The 19,371-nt window shown below is 51.4% G+C and carries 22 protein-coding genes and 1 other annotated feature; of the genes, 15 read left to right on the top strand and 7 right to left on the bottom strand.

Annotated elements, in window-relative coordinates; genetic code table 11:
- Positions 1-48: 48 nt before the first annotated feature.
- The 4 genes from tcyP to hxpB all read right to left on the bottom strand — a co-directional run bounded on the left by tcyP (position 49) and on the right by hxpB (position 3,838).
- On the bottom strand, positions 49-1,440 hold the full coding sequence (gene tcyP, locus FDX01_RS04720) for a cystine/sulfocysteine:cation symporter (protein WP_096757263.1): 1,392 nt from the start codon (positions 1,438-1,440) through the stop codon (positions 49-51).
- 135 nt (positions 1,441-1,575) lie between these two features.
- Complete coding sequence (locus tag FDX01_RS04715; protein ID WP_096757262.1) at positions 1,576-2,163, bottom strand: metal-dependent hydrolase; 588 nt, start codon at positions 2,161-2,163, stop codon at positions 1,576-1,578.
- A gap of 95 nt (positions 2,164-2,258) precedes the next feature.
- Complete coding sequence (kduD, locus tag FDX01_RS04710; protein WP_137399321.1) at positions 2,259-3,020, bottom strand: 2-dehydro-3-deoxy-D-gluconate 5-dehydrogenase KduD; 762 nt, start codon at positions 3,018-3,020, stop codon at positions 2,259-2,261.
- A gap of 149 nt (positions 3,021-3,169) precedes the next feature.
- A complete protein-coding gene (gene hxpB / locus FDX01_RS04705; RefSeq protein WP_096757260.1) occupies positions 3,170-3,838 on the bottom strand; it encodes a hexitol phosphatase HxpB in 669 nt (222 codons plus the stop codon).
- Positions 3,839-4,008: 170 nt separating this feature from the next.
- Here hxpB and FDX01_RS04700 point away from each other — a divergent pair, with 170 nt between their 5' ends.
- On the top strand, positions 4,009-4,545 hold the full coding sequence (locus FDX01_RS04700; protein WP_115258665.1) for a YniB family protein: 537 nt from the start codon (positions 4,009-4,011) through the stop codon (positions 4,543-4,545).
- Positions 4,546-4,613: 68 nt separating this feature from the next.
- On the opposite strand, the gene FDX01_RS04695 is transcribed toward FDX01_RS04700, so the two are convergent.
- Entirely contained in the window at positions 4,614-5,474 is an 861-nt protein-coding gene (locus FDX01_RS04695) for a fructosamine kinase family protein (RefSeq protein ID WP_117342995.1), read from the bottom strand.
- Positions 5,475-5,737: 263 nt separating this feature from the next.
- Entirely contained in the window at positions 5,738-6,667 is a 930-nt protein-coding gene (gene pfkB, locus FDX01_RS04690; protein ID WP_137399320.1) for a 6-phosphofructokinase II, read from the bottom strand.
- Between the two features lie 287 nt (positions 6,668-6,954).
- Between pfkB and FDX01_RS04685 the strand changes: the two genes are divergently transcribed.
- Together FDX01_RS04685 and FDX01_RS04680 are read left to right on the top strand one after the other, a co-directional pair.
- Complete coding sequence (locus FDX01_RS04685) at positions 6,955-7,713, top strand: YdiY family protein (protein ID WP_117342997.1); 759 nt, start codon at positions 6,955-6,957, stop codon at positions 7,711-7,713.
- Between the two features lie 266 nt (positions 7,714-7,979).
- Positions 7,980-8,213 (top strand): hypothetical protein, encoded by a 234-nt coding sequence (locus FDX01_RS04680; RefSeq protein WP_096757255.1) that lies wholly within the window; start codon positions 7,980-7,982, stop codon positions 8,211-8,213.
- Between the two features lie 186 nt (positions 8,214-8,399).
- Here the strand turns inward: FDX01_RS04680 and yniD are convergent, their stop codons facing one another.
- Positions 8,400-8,507: a small membrane protein YniD gene (gene yniD, locus FDX01_RS04675; RefSeq protein WP_096757254.1), complete on the bottom strand. Its 108-nt coding sequence runs from the start codon at positions 8,505-8,507 to the stop codon at positions 8,400-8,402.
- Positions 8,508-8,812: 305 nt separating this feature from the next.
- Here yniD and thrS point away from each other — a divergent pair, with 305 nt between their 5' ends.
- The 12 genes from thrS to FDX01_RS04615 all read left to right on the top strand — a co-directional run bounded on the left by thrS (position 8,813) and on the right by FDX01_RS04615 (position 19,224).
- The gene (thrS, locus tag FDX01_RS04670; RefSeq protein WP_096757253.1) at positions 8,813-10,741 is read left to right on the top strand and encodes a threonine--tRNA ligase; all 1,929 of its coding nucleotides are present in this window, start codon (positions 8,813-8,815) and stop codon (positions 10,739-10,741) included.
- Positions 10,742-10,744: 3 nt separating this feature from the next.
- A complete protein-coding gene (infC, locus tag FDX01_RS04665) occupies positions 10,745-11,287 on the top strand; it encodes a translation initiation factor IF-3 (RefSeq protein ID WP_071830666.1) in 543 nt (180 codons plus the stop codon).
- A 96-nt stretch (positions 11,288-11,383) separates the two neighbouring features.
- Positions 11,384-11,581: a 50S ribosomal protein L35 gene (gene rpmI / locus FDX01_RS04660; protein WP_003030583.1), complete on the top strand. Its 198-nt coding sequence runs from the start codon at positions 11,384-11,386 to the stop codon at positions 11,579-11,581.
- Positions 11,582-11,636: 55 nt separating this feature from the next.
- On the top strand, positions 11,637-11,993 hold the full coding sequence (gene rplT, locus FDX01_RS04655; protein WP_003030578.1) for a 50S ribosomal protein L20: 357 nt from the start codon (positions 11,637-11,639) through the stop codon (positions 11,991-11,993).
- Between the two features lie 120 nt (positions 11,994-12,113).
- Positions 12,114-12,238, top strand: a sequence feature (Phe leader region).
- Positions 12,119-12,163, top strand: a complete 45-nt coding sequence (pheM, locus tag FDX01_RS04650; RefSeq protein WP_001386830.1) for a pheST operon leader peptide PheM — start codon at positions 12,119-12,121, stop codon at positions 12,161-12,163. Its footprint overlaps the feature before it by 45 nt.
- 125 nt (positions 12,239-12,363) lie before the next feature.
- Entirely contained in the window at positions 12,364-13,347 is a 984-nt protein-coding gene (gene pheS / locus FDX01_RS04645) for a phenylalanine--tRNA ligase subunit alpha (protein ID WP_045442121.1), read from the top strand.
- 15 nt (positions 13,348-13,362) lie between these two features.
- Entirely contained in the window at positions 13,363-15,750 is a 2,388-nt protein-coding gene (gene pheT / locus FDX01_RS04640) for a phenylalanine--tRNA ligase subunit beta (protein WP_137399319.1), read from the top strand.
- A gap of 4 nt (positions 15,751-15,754) precedes the next feature.
- Positions 15,755-16,054, top strand: a complete 300-nt coding sequence (gene ihfA, locus FDX01_RS04635; RefSeq protein ID WP_003030571.1) for an integration host factor subunit alpha — start codon at positions 15,755-15,757, stop codon at positions 16,052-16,054.
- Positions 16,055-16,334: 280 nt separating this feature from the next.
- The gene (gene btuC, locus FDX01_RS04630; protein WP_096757251.1) at positions 16,335-17,315 is read left to right on the top strand and encodes a vitamin B12 ABC transporter permease BtuC; all 981 of its coding nucleotides are present in this window, start codon (positions 16,335-16,337) and stop codon (positions 17,313-17,315) included.
- Positions 17,316-17,381: 66 nt separating this feature from the next.
- Complete coding sequence (locus FDX01_RS04625) at positions 17,382-17,933, top strand: glutathione peroxidase (protein ID WP_137363003.1); 552 nt, start codon at positions 17,382-17,384, stop codon at positions 17,931-17,933.
- Positions 17,933-18,682, top strand: coding sequence for a vitamin B12 ABC transporter ATP-binding protein BtuD (btuD, locus tag FDX01_RS04620; RefSeq protein ID WP_137399318.1), 750 nt, complete (start codon positions 17,933-17,935; stop codon positions 18,680-18,682). The genes FDX01_RS04625 and btuD overlap by 1 nt, the downstream gene beginning before the upstream one ends.
- A gap of 77 nt (positions 18,683-18,759) precedes the next feature.
- Entirely contained in the window at positions 18,760-19,224 is a 465-nt protein-coding gene (locus tag FDX01_RS04615) for an NlpC/P60 family protein (RefSeq protein WP_096757248.1), read from the top strand.
- Positions 19,225-19,371 lie beyond the last annotated feature (147 nt).

Raw genomic sequence — 19,371 nt, 5'->3', positions numbered from 1 at the left:
CGCCGGAGCATGATACTCCGGCGGTTTTTTACGCTTCAGGAAACCGGTTTAACGGTGTGCCAGTTCGGCGTTATCGTCACTGTCCAGAATCGTTTTGTCGGTTTGCTTCAGCCACTGACTGGTGAGCGTACCGGCAGTCATGGAGCCACTGACGTTCAACGCAGTACGACCCATATCGATCAGCGGTTCTACGGAGATCAGTAGAGCGACCAGCGTAACCGGCAGGCCCATCGCCGGCAGCACGATCAGTGCGGCAAACGTTGCTCCCCCACCCACACCCGCGACTCCGGCGGAGCTAACGGTCACAATACCGACCAGCGTTGCAATCCACATTGGGTCGAGCGGGTTAATCCCCACAGTCGGCGCAACCATCACTGCCAGCATTGCCGGGTACAGCCCCGCACAACCGTTTTGACCAATCGTGGCGCCAAAAGAGGCGGCAAAGCTGGCAATCGACTCAGGCACACCCAGACGACGGGTTTGCGCTTCCACATTCAGCGGAATAGACGCAGCGCTGGAGCGGCTGGTGAAGGCAAACGTCAGTACCGGCCAGACTTTACGGAAGTACTTCAGCGGGCTCACGCCGTTAATACCCAGCAGAATACCGTGTACCACGAACATGATGCCCAGACCGAGGTACGAAGCCACCACGAAGCTGCCCAGCTTAATAATGTCCTGCAGGTTGGAGCCGGCAACCACTTTGGTCATCAACGCCAGAACACCGTACGGCGTCAGCTGCATCACCAGACGAACCAGCTTCATCACCCAGCTTTGCAGGGTATCAATAGCGGTTAATACGCGTTCGCCTTTCGGGGCATCATCTTTCAGCAGTTTCAGGGCCGCGACACCAAGGAATGCGGCGAAGATAACAACGCTGATAATGGAGGTTGGGTTAGCGCCAGTGAGATCGGCAAACGGATTTTTCGGGATGAACGACAGCACCAGTTGCGGCACGCTCAGGTCGGCAACTTTACCCACGTAGTTGGTTTCGATGGCGTTCAGACGGGCGGTTTCAGCACCACCCTGTACCAGTCCATCCGCCGTCAGGCCGAACAGGTTAGTGACCAGTACCCCAACTAACGCGGCGATAAGTGTTGTAAACAGCAACGTCCCGATGGTCAGGAAGCTGATTTTCCCCAGTTGAGAGGCGTTGTGCAGACGCGCAACGGCGCTGAGGATAGAGGCAAATACCAGCGGCATGACGATCATTTGCAGAAGTTGAACATAGCCGTTGCCGACAATGTTGAACCACTGTACAGAATCTTTCAGTACCTGGCTGTCTGAGCCGTAAATCGTATGCAGAGCAAGGCCAAATACCACGCCCATAACCAGACCAACCAGTACTTTTTTGGCCAGACTCCACTGTTTGTGACGGGCTTGCGCCAGCACGAACAGCAGTACAACGAACACGATAATGTTCGCGATTAATGGAAAGTTCATCCCCGTTCTCCTGATCTTTTTTTATGTATCACCGAACTACAGTGATTCTGTTGGCGCAAGATTAGCAGAACTGTGACTTGCCTCTTATATTCAAATGGAATTGTTTATGCCAAAAATGACATTTTGGCCGGTTTCTTAATCAGCCTGGTGTTTTATAAAACGATTAAACTGCATTTGTAACGTATTAATCATCTGCGATGACCAGCGTACTGCACTGTTTTCAGGCAAAGTTTGTGGCATCCAGATAGCCCAGGCAAACAGCGCCATGCATAAAAAACGCTCCAGCTGGTTGCCTTTTTGCGGTACGAGGATCGGCAGGCGAAAGCGCCAGCGGCAGGGCCACAGCAGAGGAACGCCGGCTGGGGTCAGCATATCGGCCAGAATATGACTAAGGTAGCCGAGCACCATCCCCTGTAACGCATCCGCCGGGATTATCCAGGTCTCGGGTACTTTCAAATAGAACGTCGCCAGCAAGGCAAACACCGCCAGCAGGCTATGCGTAAACCCGCGATGACCAAATGCCCGGGCTATGGGCTTTGAGACCCACTTCAGACGCTGCCCCAGCAACGATTTGGGATGATCGATATCGGGCAGCAGGCAGGTCAAGATAGCTGAAGGAACAATATGCCACCAGTCACCCTGCGCGAGAACGGGCGTCAGTTCGGCATTCTTGGCAAATACCGCACAGGCAATAGAGAAAAGAAGGTGGCCTTCCGCCGTCATGATAAAACCCAATAAACTGTCAATTCATACAGTATAGGGGTTTTATACAGTAGGCGAAAGAGGTGACGTTGTAACCCTTTGTCACAAATAGGCGATTAACGTGCCAGCCAGCCACCGTCGACGGCCAATGTATAACCATTAATGTAGTCAGAGGCGCGGCTGGCAAGGAATACCGCCGGGCCTTTCAGGTCGTCAGGCGTTCCCCAGCGTCCGGCCGGAATACGGTCGACAATCTCCTGATTACGGTCGGCATCGTCCCGCAGTTGCTGCGTATTGTTGGTCGCCATGTAGCCCGGCGCAATGGCATTGACGTTAATACCCTGTGCGGCCCATTCATTGGCCAGCAGGCGGGTTATGCCCAGCACGCCGCTTTTTGAAGCGGTGTAGGAAGGTACGCGGATACCGCCCTGGAAGGAGAGCATTGACGCAATGTTGATGATTTTTCCGCCCTGACCCTGGCTCAGGAATTGTCTGGCGACGGCCTGTGACAAAAAGAAAACGGATTTGAGATTCAGGTTCATCACATCATCCCAGTCTTGCTCACTAAAGCTCAGGGCGTCCTCACGGCGAATGGTCCCCGCGTTATTGACCAGAATATCGATCCGACCAAAGGTGGAGACCGTTTGCGTCACGATATCGTTCAGCGAGTCCTGCTGGCTGAGGTCGGCCTGGATAGTCAGAAAGCGTCGCCCGAGTGCATGGATTTTCTCAGCGGTTTGCACAGGAATTTTACGATTGACGCCGACCACGTCGCAGCCGGCCTCCGCCAGCGCGACCGCCATACCTTGCCCAAGCCCGGTATCACATCCGGTGACGATTGCTACTTTACCTTCAAGACGAAAAGCATCCAAAATCATATTCACCCCGGCTATCAAATGGTTTTAACGCATGCTGTGAGTGAAAGAATAGGAGAGGCTGGCAGGAAATACAATGAAAAATGAAACAACGTTTCAAAAATATGGCTGACCTGGCAAGACGGGCAATGCAACCATTGCCCATCAGGGAATTATCCGCGTAGATGCGTGACGGTGAGATCGGCCAGCGAGGTCAATTTAACGTCAGCAAGAACAAAGCGGGCATCGTCCTGGTTCTCATGTGCAGGTACGACGATCGCGCGCATGCGTGCTGCTTTTGATGCAATCATGCCGTTGACAGAATCTTCCAGCGCTACGCAAGATAAGGGCTCCACACCCAATTTTGCCGCGCAGTCGAGGTAGACCTGAGGATGCGGTTTGCTGTAGGGCAATTTTTCTGCCGAGGCCAGCGCGTCGAAGCTGTCGCGAAGATCAAACATCGTCAGCACTTTTTCCAGCATATGCAGCGGGGAGGCCGATGCCAGACCCACTCGTAAGCCCTGGGATTTGCACAGCGCGACGGCTTCACGTACGCCAGGCAGCAGTGGTTTTGTCTCTTCAACCAGGGCGATAGCCCGGGTGATAATGCGATCGGTGACCTCCTGGCGAGATGGGCCGCTCCACGGTTGCTGGGCGAACCATAGATCTACAACCATATCGATACGCAGCCCCAGCGTATCGGGCAGTTCATGGCGGCGAGTGATATCTACGCCTAAACTTGCGATCACATCCAGTTCAGCCTGATCCCAAAGGGGTTCAGAGTCGACCAGTAATCCATCCATATCGAAAATTGCAGCAAGAATTTGACGCGGGGTTGACATCACAACCTCTCCTTTGAACATGAAACAGCAGGGATTAAGAGCCTGGGTGAACCGGCTCTCAGCGTTCATTATGGCTAATCCTCGATTATACCGCCTTTAAAGATCAGGCGAAAATGGTTATCAACGGGTAAACTTAGGCCAAAATGACACGTCTTAATCAAGGGGAACTCATGACGTATCAACAAGCTGGACGCATTGCTGTCTTGAAAAGGCTGGTGGGATGGGTGATTTTCATCCCGGCGCTGATTTCAACGCTGGTTTCAGTACTGAAGTTTATGTATGCGCACAGTGAAAAGCAGGAGGGGATTAACGCGGTGATGCTCGACTTTGCCCACGTGATGATTGACATGATGCGGGTAAACACTCCCTTTCTTAACCTGTTTTGGTATAACTCACCGACACCTGATTTTCAAAGCGGACTGAATCTGGTTTTCTGGCTGATTTTTATTCTTATTTTTATCGGGCTGGCGATGCAGGATTCGGGTGCTCGCATGAGCCGTCAGGCTCGTTTTTTACGTGAAGGCGTTGAAGATCAGCTGATTCTGGAGCAGGCGAAGGGCAGTGAAGGGTTATCGCGAGAGCAGATTGAGTCGCGTATTGTCGTGCCGCATCATACGATTTTCTTACAAATATTCCCGCTCTATATTTTGCCGGTTATCGTCATCGTGATTGGCTATTTCTTCTTTTCGCTACTAGGTTTTTTGTAAGCGCGTCACTATCAGGCCCACGCGAAAGCTGCGGGCCTGATTAGCAAAGAACTTCCGCTATATATCTGTTAAGCCGCCAGTATCCTGTCCATCGCTTTCTGCGCCACCACCATATGTTGCCCGCCGAACAGAATCGCTCGATTCAGCAGCGTATAAAGCTGATAGACAGGCTGCCTGTCGAGAAAATCCAGCGGCAGGGGGGAAACCGACTGATAGCCGTCATAAATTTGCGGTGGCTGATCGCTATGTAATGGCAGCATTGCCAGGTCGCACTCTCTGTCGCCCCAATAGCAGGCGGGGTCAAAAATGTAGGGACCATGAGGGCCAAGGGCGCAGTTCCCCGACCACAAATCGCCATGCAGTAGTGAAGGCTGTGGCTGGTGTGATGACAAACGCTGCTGAACATGGTCAACAATGGCGTCAATATTGCCAAATGCGATCCCTTTTTCGGCGGCAAGCTCCAGTTGCCAGCCAATCCGCTGTTCTGCAAAAAAGGTAGACCAGCGACGCTGCCACGTATTGGGTTGTGGCGTGGTAGAGAGTGCATTATCAAAGTCGAGGCCAAACTGCGGCTGATCGCTCCATTCATGAAGATGCGCGAGCTGTTGTCCGAGAATAAAGGCGTTGTGGGCATCCAGTGGACGGGGAGGGAGGAAATCCATCACCAAAAAGCTGTAGTCTCTGTCTGCACCGACCGCCCAGACCTTGGGGACTGAAACGGTATTGCTGCGGGAAAGCAGTTCCAGCTGGTCGGCTTCTGCCGTAAAGCCGGTTAATAGCTCCCTTTCATCGCATTTGACGAAAAAATCGCGCCCCGCATAGCGTAAATGCCATGCGGCGTGGATCTCACCGCCGGGCAGTTCATTACGCAGCTCGATTTCGCCTTCACCGAGTTGCTCGCTTAAAAGACGACTGATAGCCTGCCACATGATGTCTCTCCCCATGTTGTCTGCCAGATCATAAGGTTAGCGCAATAATGCGGTAAAAAAACACGAACCAACGCACACCGTGGACGCGTTATCGCTGAAAAAGCACGTAATGTTTGTTGCTATTTCACTCCTTGCCAGAGCGCTGCAGTTCTGGGTTCACGTGATCCACTGCTTTGTTATCACGTGATTTTTCAGCATAGACGCATAACACGTATGTCGACAGTTTTGTCGGTAAATCCCCCTGATGATGAGGGGGAAGGGCATTATCGCGAAAGGTATGTGTATATTTTCTGCGTATCGTCCTGCGAGCATAAACGGGTACCCTGATTGAGGGTTGCCGCGCTACCTGCCGCTACGCCAAAACGAACAATATCGTCAAATGGCGCATTCTGTGCCAGTTTCAGCGTCATCGCGCCGACCATACTGTCACCCGCGCCAACGGTACTTTGGCTCTTAACCGGCGGGGGTACCACCTGTACGCAGGTTTCACCGTCAACGCCCAGTGCCCCTTGCGGTCCCAACGAAACGACAACACGTTGCGCTTTACCGCTGTGCACAATTTCCTCTGCGGCCTTACGGACGTCATCAGGTTGTGTGAGTTCGCGGTTAACCAATGCGCTGAGTTCTTTGAGGTTGGGTTTGACCAGTTCGATATTGCCGAGCGTTAATGCGGCAGTCAGTGCCTCACCTGAGCTATCAACAATGCAGCGAATGCCCTGCTTTTGTGCCGCAGTAATAAGCTGGGTGAGTTTTTCAAGCTTCACGCCGGGTGGCAGGCTGCCGCTTATCACCAGCAGCGCGCCGGACTCAATTTCCAGCACCTGATCCTGAAGCTGGTGGAACTCGTCATCGGTAAGTGTTGCTCCAGGCATAACAAATCGATACTGCTCGCCGCTGGATTCTACGTGGACGTGAAGATTTTGCCGGGTCCAGTCTTTGGCCTCTATGGTGGCGACCGGGACATTTTCATCGGCAAGCAATGATACCAGGTGTTCCCCGGTAGCGCCGCCAGCCGGAAAGATAGCCGTTGCGTTTCCGCCAAGATGAGCAATGGCGCGGGCCACGTTAATACCACCACCACCGGGTTCAAAAACCGGCGAGGTGCAGCGAAGTTTACCTTCGGGATAGATTTGCGGGGTGATTGTTGCGCTATCGAGAGAGGGCGCAAGTGTTAACGTATAGATACGTACCATCTTTACCTCCTGTTAGGCTGTCCTCAGTCTGGCACTTAATGTGACGAAAGTGAAGTAATTAACAACATGATTTATCGCATCTTTATTTAAAATTATCTCAGCAAAGATATATAAATAAAATTACGGTTTAAGAACGCTCTTATTCAAAAAATGAAATAAGAAATTATTGCTATGTTATTCGAGTCTTTTTATAATTTGTTACCTTTCAAGGGGCTTTTGTCATTGATCCCTATGAAAGTTTCCGAGACCGTAATGGTCTCTTTTTTTGTTGTACGGACTCTTTATAAATGAAGCTTTTGAAGACAGTACCCGCAGCACTCGTGCTGATGGGGGGCGTGTTTGCGTCAATGCATGCCGCCGCCGATGATTCCGTTTTTACTGTCATGGATGACCCCTCCAGCGCGAAAAAACCCTTTGAAGGTAACCTGAACGCGGGATACCTCGCCCAGTCAGGCAACACAAAAAGTTCTTCTTTAACCGCAGATACCACCATGACCTGGTACGGTGAAACCACGGCGTGGTCTCTGTGGGGCAATGCCAGCAATACCTCGTCGAATGATGAACGCTCTTCGGAGAAATACGCCGTAGGTGGTCGTAGTCGTTTTAATATGACGGATTATGATTACCTGTTCGGACAGGCCAGTTGGTTGACCGACCGATACAACGGCTATCGCGAGCGTGACGTACTGACTGCAGGTTATGGTCGTCAGTTCCTTAATGGGCCGGTACACAGCTTCCGTTTCGAATTCGGTCCAGGCGTACGCTATGACGAACACACCGATGGCACAACCGAAACGCAGCCGCTGGGTTATGCGTCAGGCGCTTATGCGTGGCAGATGACGGACACCACCAAATTCACACAAGGGGTGTCGGTGTTTGGTGCTGAAGATACGACGCTTAACTCTGAAACAGCGTTAAATGTGGCTATCAACGAACACTTCGGTTTGAAAGTGGCTTATAACGTCACCTGGAACTCAGAACCACCGGCTACGGCACCGGAACATACCGATCGTCGTACGACCGTTTCGCTCGGCTATCGTATGTAGTAAAAAACCGGGTCAAATAAATGGCCCGGCTTTTCCAAATAAAATTTCAGTGTTATTATTTTCTGACCGGCATTTTAATTTTTTTCGAAAAAAACTTTTCTTCATACTTTCTCCATAATTACTCTTTTGGGTACATATTCAATTTATTTGACACGAATTGATAAATAAATTGACTAGGAAAAAGTGTGAGCCAGATCTACACTCTTACCTACAGGCAATTAATCGCCTTCAGACCTTAGCATTAATTCAAGTAAGAGAAGATACCTATGAAAAATATCAAAGCGACGGCTGCTGTCATCGTGCTTTCTGCGCTGTCCTTCGGTGTGTTTGCAGCCGTTCCGGTCACCAACGCACCGTCTGATAACACGACACAAGTTGGCATCACGCATGCCTCTGATGTGGAAGCAGGTTCAAATATCGCTCCTGGTTCCCAGTCAACTGGCCAAAGTATGAATGATGCGTTTAATGTTCATACCCTGGTTGCTGGCGAATGGTCTTAATATCTTCATCAGTGTCCAGACGCCTATTCAGCCAAATGTCGTAATGAAAAAACCGGATATTGATGTACCGGTTTTTATTTTGTCATAAACAGTAAAGTAATATTGAAATATCTTTTTTAATTTATTGGATGCATCTGTGTACATCGCGAAATAACGCAAAGTACCATTTATTAACGGCGTGACGGTTCAACCCCAAATCATTGCTGCCCACCTTAACATCAACATTGCCGCGCAAATGACGAGCAGTACCACAACCATTTTCCAGTGTTTTTTGGCAAAGCGATTTTTTGGCATGGTTCTTTCCTGGTCAGTAACAATGATTACCGCATAGTGTAACAAAGACGGCGGGGCGCCAGTGAATTGATTTACATCATAGATGGCGTGTTGATTGTCGCTTTGAACGACCCGTAATGCCGTGTACACTGTCAGGCGGTGTTATCAAAAAGCGGGTGTAGGTTACAGCGTTGCCAGTCAGGTAATGCGTGACATATTTCGCAGAGTGAAGCGGGAATCAGCCCACACCTTTTTGATAAATTTTAAATAGTGAAACTTTGTATGTGCTCTTACGTGTGGGGCACCACTGCAAATAAGGATATAACATGCCTGTTATTACTCTTCCTGATGGCAGCCAACGCCATTACGACCACGCTGTAAGTCCCATGGATGTTGCGCTGGACATCGGTCCAGGTCTGGCGAAAGCCACTATTGCTGGCCGTGTAAACGGTGAGCTGGTTGATGCTTCCGATCTGATTGAACAGGATGCGAAACTCTCCATCATTACCGCTAAGGATGATGAAGGTCTGGAGATCATTCGTCACTCCTGTGCGCACCTGTTAGGGCACGCGATCAAACAACTCTGGCCGCACACCAAAATGGCGATCGGACCGGTTGTTGACAACGGCTTTTACTACGATATCGATCTTGACCGTACGTTAACCCAGGAAGACGTCGACGCGCTCGAAAAGCGGATGCACGAGCTCGCTGAGAAAAACTACGATGTCATCAAGAAGAAAGTCAGCTGGTACGAAGCGCGTGAAACGTTCGTGAAGCGTGGCGAGACCTATAAAGTCTCTATCCTTGATGAAAATATTGCCCATGATGACAAGCCTGGCTTGTATCATCATGAAGAATACGTCGATATGTGCCGTGGCCCGCACGTGCCGAACATGCGTTTCTGTCATCACTTCAAACTGATGAAGACCGCTGGGGCATACTGGCGCGGCGACAGCAACAACAAGATGCTGCAGCGCATTTATGGTACTGCATGGGCCGATAAAAAAGCGCTGAGTGCCTACCTGCAACGTCTGGAAGAAGCGGCTAAACGCGACCACCGTAAAATTGGTAAGCAGCTTGACCTGTATCATATGCAGGAAGAAGCGCCAGGTATGGTGTTCTGGCATAACGATGGCTGGACAATTTTCCGTGAACTGGAAGTTTTCGTTCGTTCGAAACTGAAAGAATACCAGTATCAGGAAGTGAAAGGCCCGTTCATGATGGACCGTGTGCTGTGGGAAAAAACAGGGCACTGGGACAACTACAAGGATGCGATGTTCACCACCTCTTCAGAGAACCGTGAATACTGCATCAAGCCAATGAACTGCCCAGGACACGTTCAGATCTTTAATCAGGGTCTGAAATCGTATCGCGACCTGCCGCTGCGTATGGCGGAATTTGGTAGCTGTCACCGTAACGAACCGTCAGGTGCGCTGCACGGCCTGATGCGCGTACGTGGCTTCACTCAAGATGATGCGCATATCTTCTGTACCGAAGAGCAGATTCGTGATGAAGTTAACGCCTGCATTCGTATGGTCTACGATATGTACAGCACCTTTGGCTTCGAGAAAATCGTCGTCAAACTGTCCACTCGCCCTGAGAAACGTATCGGTAGCGATGAAATGTGGGACCGTGCTGAAGCGGACTTAGCGGTTGCGCTGGAAGAAAACAACATCCCGTTTGAGTTCCAACTGGGTGAAGGCGCATTCTACGGTCCGAAAATTGAATTTACCCTGTATGACTGCCTCGATCGCGCATGGCAGTGCGGTACTGTACAGCTGGACTTCTCTCTGCCGTCTCGTCTGAGCGCCTCTTATGTTGGCGAAAACAACGAGCGTCAGGTACCGGTAATGATTCACCGCGCGATTCTTGGGTCAATGGAACGTTTCATTGGTATCCTGACCGAAGAGTTCGCTGGCTTCTTCCCGACCTGGCTTGCGCCGGTTCAGGTTGTGGTCATGAATATTACCGATTCGCAGTCTGAATACGTCAACGAATTAACGCAGAAACTACAAAATGCGGGTATTCGTGTAAAAGCAGACTTGAGAAATGAGAAGATTGGCTTTAAAATCCGCGAGCACACTTTACGTCGTGTCCCTTACATGTTGGTCTGTGGCGACAAAGAGGTAGAAGCAGGCAAAGTTGCCGTGCGTACCCGTCGTGGCAAAGACTTGGGCAGCCTGGACGTAAGTGAAGTTATCGAGAAGCTGCAACAAGAGATTCGCAGCCGCAGTCTTCAACAACTGGAGGAATAAGGTATTAAAGGCGGAAAACGAGTTCAAACGGCACGTCCGAATCGTATCAATGGCGAGATTCGCGCCCTGGAAGTTCGCTTAACAGGTCTGGAAGGCGAAGCTTTGGGTATTGTGAGTCTGAGAGAAGCTATCGAAAAAGCTGAAGAAGCTGGAGTAGATTTAGTTGAAATCAGCCCTAACGCCGAACCGCCAGTTTGTCGTATTATGGACTACGGCAAGTTCCTTTATGAAAAGAGTAAATCTTCTAAGGAACAGAAGAAAAAGCAAAAAGTTATCCAGGTTAAGGAAATTAAATTCCGTCCTGGCACCGACGATGGCGATTACCAGGTAAAACTCCGCAGCCTGGTACGCTTTCTGGAAGAGGGTGATAAAGCTAAGATCACGCTGCGTTTCCGCGGCCGTGAGATGGCTCACCAACAGATCGGTATGGAAGTGCTTACGCGCGTCCGTGACGATCTGAGTGAACTGGCAGTGGTCGAATCCTTCCCTACGAAGATCGAAGGCCGCCAGATGATCATGGTGCTCGCTCCTAAGAAGAAACAGTAAGGCCTTCAAGTAGCAATTCCTGTGGAGCCTACGGGCTTCGCAGGTTTTGTTCGCCTATGTTTCGTTTATTAACAATGCGAAGTGGAAGTTATTAAAATGCCAAAAATTAAGACCGTACGCGGTGCTGCTAAGCGCTTCAAAAAAACCGGTGGTGGTGGATTTAAGCGTAAGCACGCAAACCTGCGTCATATTCTGACCAAAAAATCTACTAAGCGTAAACGTCACCTGCGTCCAAAAGGCCTCGTGTCTAAAGGCGATCTGGGTCTGGTTATCGCGTGCCTGCCGTACGCATAAGCCGTTAACGTTTAATTAATTTTTTTACTAAGAATATAGATACAGGAGAGCACATATGGCTCGCGTAAAACGTGGTGTAGTTGCCCGTGCACGTCACAAGAAAATTTTGAAACAAGCTAAAGGCTACTACGGTGCGCGTTCTCGCGTATACCGCGTTGCCTTCCAGGCTGTTATCAAAGCTGGTCAGTACGCTTATCGTGACCGTCGTCAGAAAAAGCGTCAGTTCCGTCAACTGTGGATTGCGCGTATCAACGCAGCAGCACGTCAGAACGGTATTTCTTACAGCAAATTCATCAACGGCCTGAAAAAAGCCTCTGTTGAAATCGACCGTAAGATCCTGGCTGACATCGCAGTATTCGACAAAGTAGCGTTCACCGCTCTGGTTGAAAAAGCGAAAGCAGCTCTGGCATAAGCCGGTGAAAAGAGGGAGCTTGGCTCCCTCTCTTTTATTTGTAGCGTAATCAATTAGTTGACAATTCACCCGTAAGCCTTTTCAATAAAGGTTGTCCGGTTTTTACTACATAAGGTAACGCAAGCATGAATGCTGCTATTTTCCGCTTCTTTTTTTACTTTAGCACCTGAATCCGGGAGGCTAGCGCGTGAAAGAAGAAACGGAAAACAGCGCCTAAGAGCCTCCCTGGTGGAGGCTTTTTTTATACACGTAATCCTTCAAGCGGCCCCTGTATTGGCTGCATTTTGCTCTCTTGCCGCCTGGATGCAACTTGAATGATTTTGTGTATATATGAGCGACATATGAATATCGCCACACAACGAGGAAAACCATGTCACATCTCGCAGAGCTGGTTGCCAGTGCAACGGCCGCCATTAACCAGGCTTCAGATGTTGCCGCATTAGACAATGTCCGCGTCGAATATTTGGGTAAGAAAGGGCATTTGACCCTGCAAATGACAACCCTGCGCGAACTGCCGCCTGAAGAGCGTCCGGCAGCAGGTGCGGTTATCAATGAAGCCAAAGAGCAGGTACAACAGGCGCTGAACGCGCGTAAAGCTGATTTAGAAAATGCTGCGCTGAATGCACGTCTGGCAGAAGAAACCATTGATATCTCCCTGCCGGGCCGTCGTATTGAAAACGGCGGGTTGCATCCGGTCACACGTACCATCGACAGGATTGAAAGCTTCTTCGGTGAGCTCGGATTTACCGTGGCGACGGGACCGGAAATCGAAGATGACTACCACAACTTCGATGCGCTGAATATTCCAGGCCATCACCCGGCGCGTGCTGACCACGACACGTTTTGGTTTGACGCCACGCGCCTGCTGCGTACCCAGACCTCTGGCGTGCAGATCCGCACCATGAAAGAAAAACAGCCGCCAATCCGCATTATCGCACCGGGCCGCGTGTATCGTAACGACTACGATCAGACGCACACCCCGATGTTCCATCAGATGGAAGGCTTGATTGTTGATACCAACATCAACTTCACCAACCTGAAAGGCACGCTGCACGATTTCCTGCGTAACTTCTTTGAAGAGGATCTGCAGGTACGTTTCCGTCCTTCCTATTTCCCGTTCACTGAGCCTTCTGCAGAAGTTGACGTAATGGGAAAAAATGGCAAATGGCTGGAAGTGCTGGGCTGCGGTATGGTCCACCCGAACGTGCTGCGTAACGTTGGTATCGACCCAGAAATCTACTCAGGTTTTGCCTTCGGTATGGGTATGGAGCGTCTGACCATGCTGCGTTACGGCGTCACCGATCTGCGTTCTTTCTTCGAAAACGATCTGCGTTTCCTCAAACAGTTTAAATAAAGGCAGGATAAAACAATGAAATTCAGTGAACTGTGGTTACGCGAATGGGTAAACCCGGCAATTGATAGCGATGCGCTGTCAAACCAGATCACCATGGCGGGCCTCGAGGTCGACGGCGTTGAAGCCGTTGCCGGTGAATTTAACGGCGTAGTGGTCGGTGAAGTGGTTGAGTGCGGCCAGCACCCGAACGCAGACAAACTGCGTGTCACCAAAGTTAATGTGGGCGGCGATCGTCTGCTGGATATCGTCTGTGGCGCACCTAACTGCCGTCAGGGATTAAGAGTCGCCGTGGCGACCATCGGTGCCGTTCTGCCGGGCGATTTCAAGATTAAAGCCGCCAAACTGCGCGGTGAGCCGTCAGAAGGGATGCTGTGCTCGTTCTCTGAGCTGGGTATTTCCGATGATCATAACGGGATTATCGAACTGCCGGCGGATGCGCCGATTGGCACCGATATCCGCGAATACCTGAAGCTTGACGATAACACTATCGAAATCAGCGTTACGCCGAACCGCGCCGACTGCTTAGGCATCATCGGTGTTGCACGCGATGTTGCGGTACTGAACAAAGCCCCGCTGGTTGAGCCGGAAATCGTCCCTGTGGCGGCGACAGTTGATGACGTGCTGCCAATCCAGGTTGAAGCTGTTGACGCCTGTCCGCGCTATCTGGGCCGTGTGGTTAAAGGTATTAATGTTAAAGCACCAACGCCGCTGTGGATGAAAGAGAAACTGCGTCGTTGCGGGATCCGTTCCATCGATGCCGTGGTTGATGTGACCAACTATGTACTGCTCGAACTGGGTCAGCCGATGCATGCGTTCGACAAAGACCGCATTGAAGGCGGAATTGTTGTGCGTATGGCAAAAGAGGGTGAGACCCTGGTATTGCTGGACGGCAGCGAAGCAAAACTGAATGCGGATACGCTGGTTATTGCTGACCACAACAAAGCGTTGGCAATGGGCGGCATCTTTGGCGGAGAGCACTCTGGTGTGAATGATGAGACGCAAAACGTCCTGCTGGAATGTGCGTTCTTCCGCCCGCTGTCCATTACGGGTCGCGCGCGTCGTCACGGTCTGCACACCGATGCCTCTCACCGCTATGAGCGTGGCGTCGATCCGGCGCTGCAGCACAAAGCCATGGAGCGTGCAACGCGTCTGCTGATTGATATCTGCGGCGGCGAAGCCGGTCCGGTTATCGATGTGACGACAGAAGCCACGCTGCCAAAACGCGCAACCATTACGCTTCGTCGTAGCAAACTGGATCGTCTGATTGGCCATCATATTGCCGATGAGCAGGTGAGCGATATTCTGCGTCGTCTGGGTTGTGACGTGACGGAAGGCCAGGATGAGTGGCTGGCGGTTGCACCGAGCTGGCGTTTCGACATGTCGATTGAAGAAGACCTGGTCGAAGAAATTGCCCGCGTATACGGTTATGACAATATCCCGAATACGCCTATTCAGGCAGGCTTGATCATGGGGACGCATCGCGAAGCAGATTTATCGCTGAAGCGTGTCAAAACCATGCTCAATGATAAAGGCTACCAGGAAGTGATCACCTACAGCTTCGTCGACCCGAAAGTTCAGGCGCTGCTGCATCCGGGTGAAGAAGCGCTGTTGCTGCCAAGCCCAATCTCAATCGACATGTCGGCAATGCGTTTGTCCCTGTGGACCGGCTTGCTGTCTACGGTGGTGTATAACCAGAACCGTCAGCAGAACCGCGTGCGTATTTTCGAAACGGGTTTACGTTTTGTTCCCGATACCCAGGCTAACCTCGGGATCCGTCAGGATCTGATGTTGGCAGGTGCGATCTGCGGCAACCGTCATGATGAACACTGGAACCTGGCAAAAGAGGCCGTTGATTTCTATGATCTGAAAGGCGATCTGGAAGCGGTTCTCGACCTGACCGGTAAACTGGGTGACATTCAGTTCAAAGCTGAAGCCAATCCGGCATTACATCCGGGCCAGTCTGCGGCGATTTATCTGAAAGGTGAACGTATTGGTTTCATTGGGGTTGTTCATCCTGAGCTGGAACGTAAACTGGATCTGAACGGTCGCACTTTAGTGTTTGAACTAGAGTGGAACAAGCTCGCAGACCGCGTGGTGCCTCAGGCTCGTGAAGTTTCTCGCTTCCCGGCGAACCGCCGTGATATCGCCGTGGTGGTGGCAGAAAACGTTCCCGCTGCGGATATTTTATCCGAGTGTAAGAAAGTTGGCGTAAATCAGGTAGTTGGCGTAAACTTATTTGACGTGTACCGCGGTAAGGGTGTTGCGGAGGGTTATAAGAGCCTCGCTATCAGCCTGATCCTTCAGGATACCAGCCGTACACTTGAAGAAGAGGAGATTGCCGCTACCGTCGCCAAATGTGTAGAGGCATTAAAAGAGCGATTCCAGGCATCATTGAGGGATTGAACCTATGGCGCTTACAAAAGCTGAAATGTCAGAATATCTGTTTGATAAGCTTGGGCTTAGCAAGCGGGATGCCAAAGAACTGGTCGAGCTGTTTTTCGAAGAGATCCGTCGTGCTCTGGAAAATGGTGAGCAGGTAAAACTCTCTGGTTTTGGTAACTTCGATCTGCGTGATAAGAATCAACGCCCGGGACGTAACCCGAAAACGGGCGAAGATATTCCCATTACAGCACGGCGCGTGGTGACCTTCAGACCCGGACAGAAGTTAAAAAGTCGGGTCGAAAACGCAACGCCCAAAGAAGAGTGATTTGACGTTCCGCTAAGTCACTTACGCCGCCATCAAAGCGGCAGTGAAAAGCATGACGTATATATACCCTAAATACTTCGAGTTGCAGGAAGGCGGCGACGCAGCGAATCTCCAGGAGCGTACATAAGTACGTGGCTGGGGTGAGCGAGTAAAGCCAACGCACATGCAGCTTGAAGTATGACGGGTATAACTAAAAAGGCCGCTCTGCGGCCTTTTTCCTTTCCACTACCGAATCGGCACCGTAAAATCCCCCCCATCTCTTTTCAGCAGAATGGAAAACATGCTGACCTTCGCCCATCAACAACAGCGACGAAATGTACGCTGGATATTGTCTCTGTCAGCGCTGATGCTGCTGGCAACGATCCTCAGCCTGTGCGCAGGCGAACAGTGGATTGCGCCCGGCAACTGGTTTAGCGCCCGTGGCGATCTGTTCGTGTGGCAAATTCGACTTCCTCGTACGCTGGCCGTACTGCTGGTCGGTGCCGCGCTGGCGCTGTCCGGTGCTGTGATGCAGGCGCTGTTCGAAAACCCGTTAGCCGAACCAGGCCTGCTGGGCGTGTCTAACGGCGCAGGCGTTGGACTCATCGCCGCGGTGCTATTGGGGCAGGGCCAGTTACCCGGCTGGGCGCTGGGCCTGTGCGCGATTGCCGGGGCGCTGATCATCACGCTTATCCTTCTGCGTTTTGCCCGCCGCCACCTGTCGACCAGCCGTCTGCTGCTGGCGGGCGTGGCGCTGGGTATTATTTGTAGCGCCTTGATGACGTGGGCTATCTACTTCTCAACCTCTTTTGATCTGCGACAGTTAATGTACTGGATGATGGGCGGCTTTGGCGGTGTTGACTGGCAGCAGGCCTGGCTGATGGTCGCGCTGCTGCCCGTTTTACTGTGGATTTGCTGTCAGTCGCAGCCGATGAATATGCTGGCGCTGGGGGAGACGTCTGCGCGCCAGCTAGGGCTGCCTTTATGGTTCTGGCGGAACCTGCTGGTGGTGGCTACCGGCTGGATGGTGGGGGTCAGCGTGGCGCTTGCTGGCGCCATTGGTTTTATCGGCCTGGTTATCCCGCATATTCTGCGACTGTGTGGATTAACCGATCATCGCGTATTGCTGCCTGGCTGTGCGCTGGCGGGGGCTATTGCGTTACTGTTAGCGGATGTTGTGGCACGTCTGGTGCTGGCGTCGGCTGAACTGCCTATCGGCGTGGTAACGGCAACCATGGGTGCACCGGTATTTATCTGGTTATTGTTAAAATCCGGGCGCTAGACGTCTGCGGTTCGGACTATGATTAAACACGGAAAATTGATCGCTGACTATCCACCTGGAGATGCTATGCAAGACACTATTTTCAATACCGAAGTGACGACTATCGACGGAGATGTCGTCTCATTACAAGCGTATGCCGGAAAAGTTCTGTTAATTGTTAATGTTGCTTCAAAATGTGGATTAACGCCGCAGTATGAGCAACTGGAGAATCTGCAGAAAACATGGCACGAGCAGGGATTTACCGTGTTGGGGTTCCCCTGCAATCAGTTTCTCGGTCAGGAACCCGGTAGTGAAGAGGAAATTAAAACCTGGTGCAGTACTACCTGGGGCGTTACTTTCCCCATGTTCAGTAAAATAGATGTCAATGGCGAAGCGCGCCATCCGCTGTATCAGAAGCTGATTGCCGCCGCGCCCACCGCCGTAGCGCCAGCCGACAGTGGGTTTTATGCGCGCATGGCGAGCAAAGGGCGCGCGCCGCTCTACCCGGACGATATTCTGTGGAATTTCGAGAAGTTTTTAGTCGGGCGCGATGGTCAGGTTTTACAGCGTTTTTCACCCGATATGACGCCTGAAGATCCCATCCTTGTGGAACATATCAACGCGGCGCTGGCAAAATAATGTCTCCTTTTATGCAGCTCCAGAATGTGGCGGAATCGACCCGGCTTGGCCCGCTTTCCGGTGAAATAAGGGCCGGGGAGATCCTACACCTTGTCGGACCCAACGGCGCAGGAAAAAGCACGCTGCTGGCGAGGATGGCGGGGTTAACGACCGGTGAAGGAACCATCGTGTTGGGTGATGTGCCGCTCGATGACTGGCCTGCGGCAAAACTGGCGCAACATCGCGCTTATCTTGCGCAACAACAACCCCCCCCGTTTGCCATGCCGGTTTGGCATTTTCTGACGCTGCATCAGCCTGATAAAACGCGTACCGATTTGCTGCAGGAGACGGCCGACGCGCTTGGGTTGGGTGATAAACTTGGACGTGGGTCGAATCAGCTTTCTGGCGGCGAATGGCAGCGGGTGCGTCTTGCGGCGGTAATACTGCAAATTTGTCCGCAGGCTAATCCGCACGGCCAACTGTTGCTGTTAGATGAACCGATGAACAGTCTGGATGTTGCGCAACAAAATGCGCTGGACCGCCTATTGGGCCGACTCTGTCAGCAGGGAATTGCAATTGTGATGAGCAGTCATGACCTGAACCATACGCTGCGTCATGCGCACAAAGCCTGGTTACTCAAGCGCGGGAAGTTGTTGGCCAGTGGTACACGCGATGCGGTGCTGACGCCGGCTAATCTCTCTCAGGCTTATGGCGTAAACTTCCGTCGTCTGGATATCGAAGGCCACAGAATGCTCATATCAACCACTTAAGTTAAATGGGCTCTTGAAAACCCCATTATTTCCACGCTAAATTGGCGCAAGAATAAAAAATAGAGGATTCGTCCTGCATGCGTTTTTGGCTTCTTTTTATCACAGCTTTGTTTTTGGCAGGGTGCAGTAGCCATCGCGCTCCCGCACCCAATGCCCGGTTATCGGACTCTATCGCCGTGATTGCCGGTCTTAACGACCAGTTACAGCACTGGCGTGGTACACCTTATCGTTATGGCGGCATGAGCCGGAGCGGCGTGGATTGTTCTGGCTTTGTACTGATGACGATGCGCGATAAATTCGACCTGCAATTACCGCGCGATACGCGCACGCAGTCAAAGATTGGTACCGAAATTGATAAAGATGAATTGCTACCAGGCGATCTGGTTTTCTTTAAAACCGGATCGGGTGAAAGCGGGCTACACGTCGGTATTTACGATACCAATAATCAATTTATTCATGCCTCCACCAGTCGTGGCGTGATGCGCTCCTCGCTTGATAATGTCTACTGGCGTAAAAATTTCTGGCAGGCGCGACGTATTTAAATCTCCCGGGTGATGGGGCTGGTCATGTATGAAGCAGTTCCATCATCGCCATTTAAAGTCAACTTTCACTTCAGCTGCTGCACTGACAATAACCCTGTGCATTAAGAGAGTATTTTGGGTAATGACTCCAACTTACTGATAGTGTTT

Origin of the sequence: Citrobacter sp. wls613 (assembly GCF_005281195.1) — a bacterium.
GTDB classification, from domain to species: domain Bacteria; phylum Pseudomonadota; class Gammaproteobacteria; order Enterobacterales; family Enterobacteriaceae; genus Citrobacter; species Citrobacter gillenii.
The sequence above is the reverse complement of the archived record's forward strand: the minus strand, read 5'-3'. Positions and strand labels throughout refer to the sequence as shown.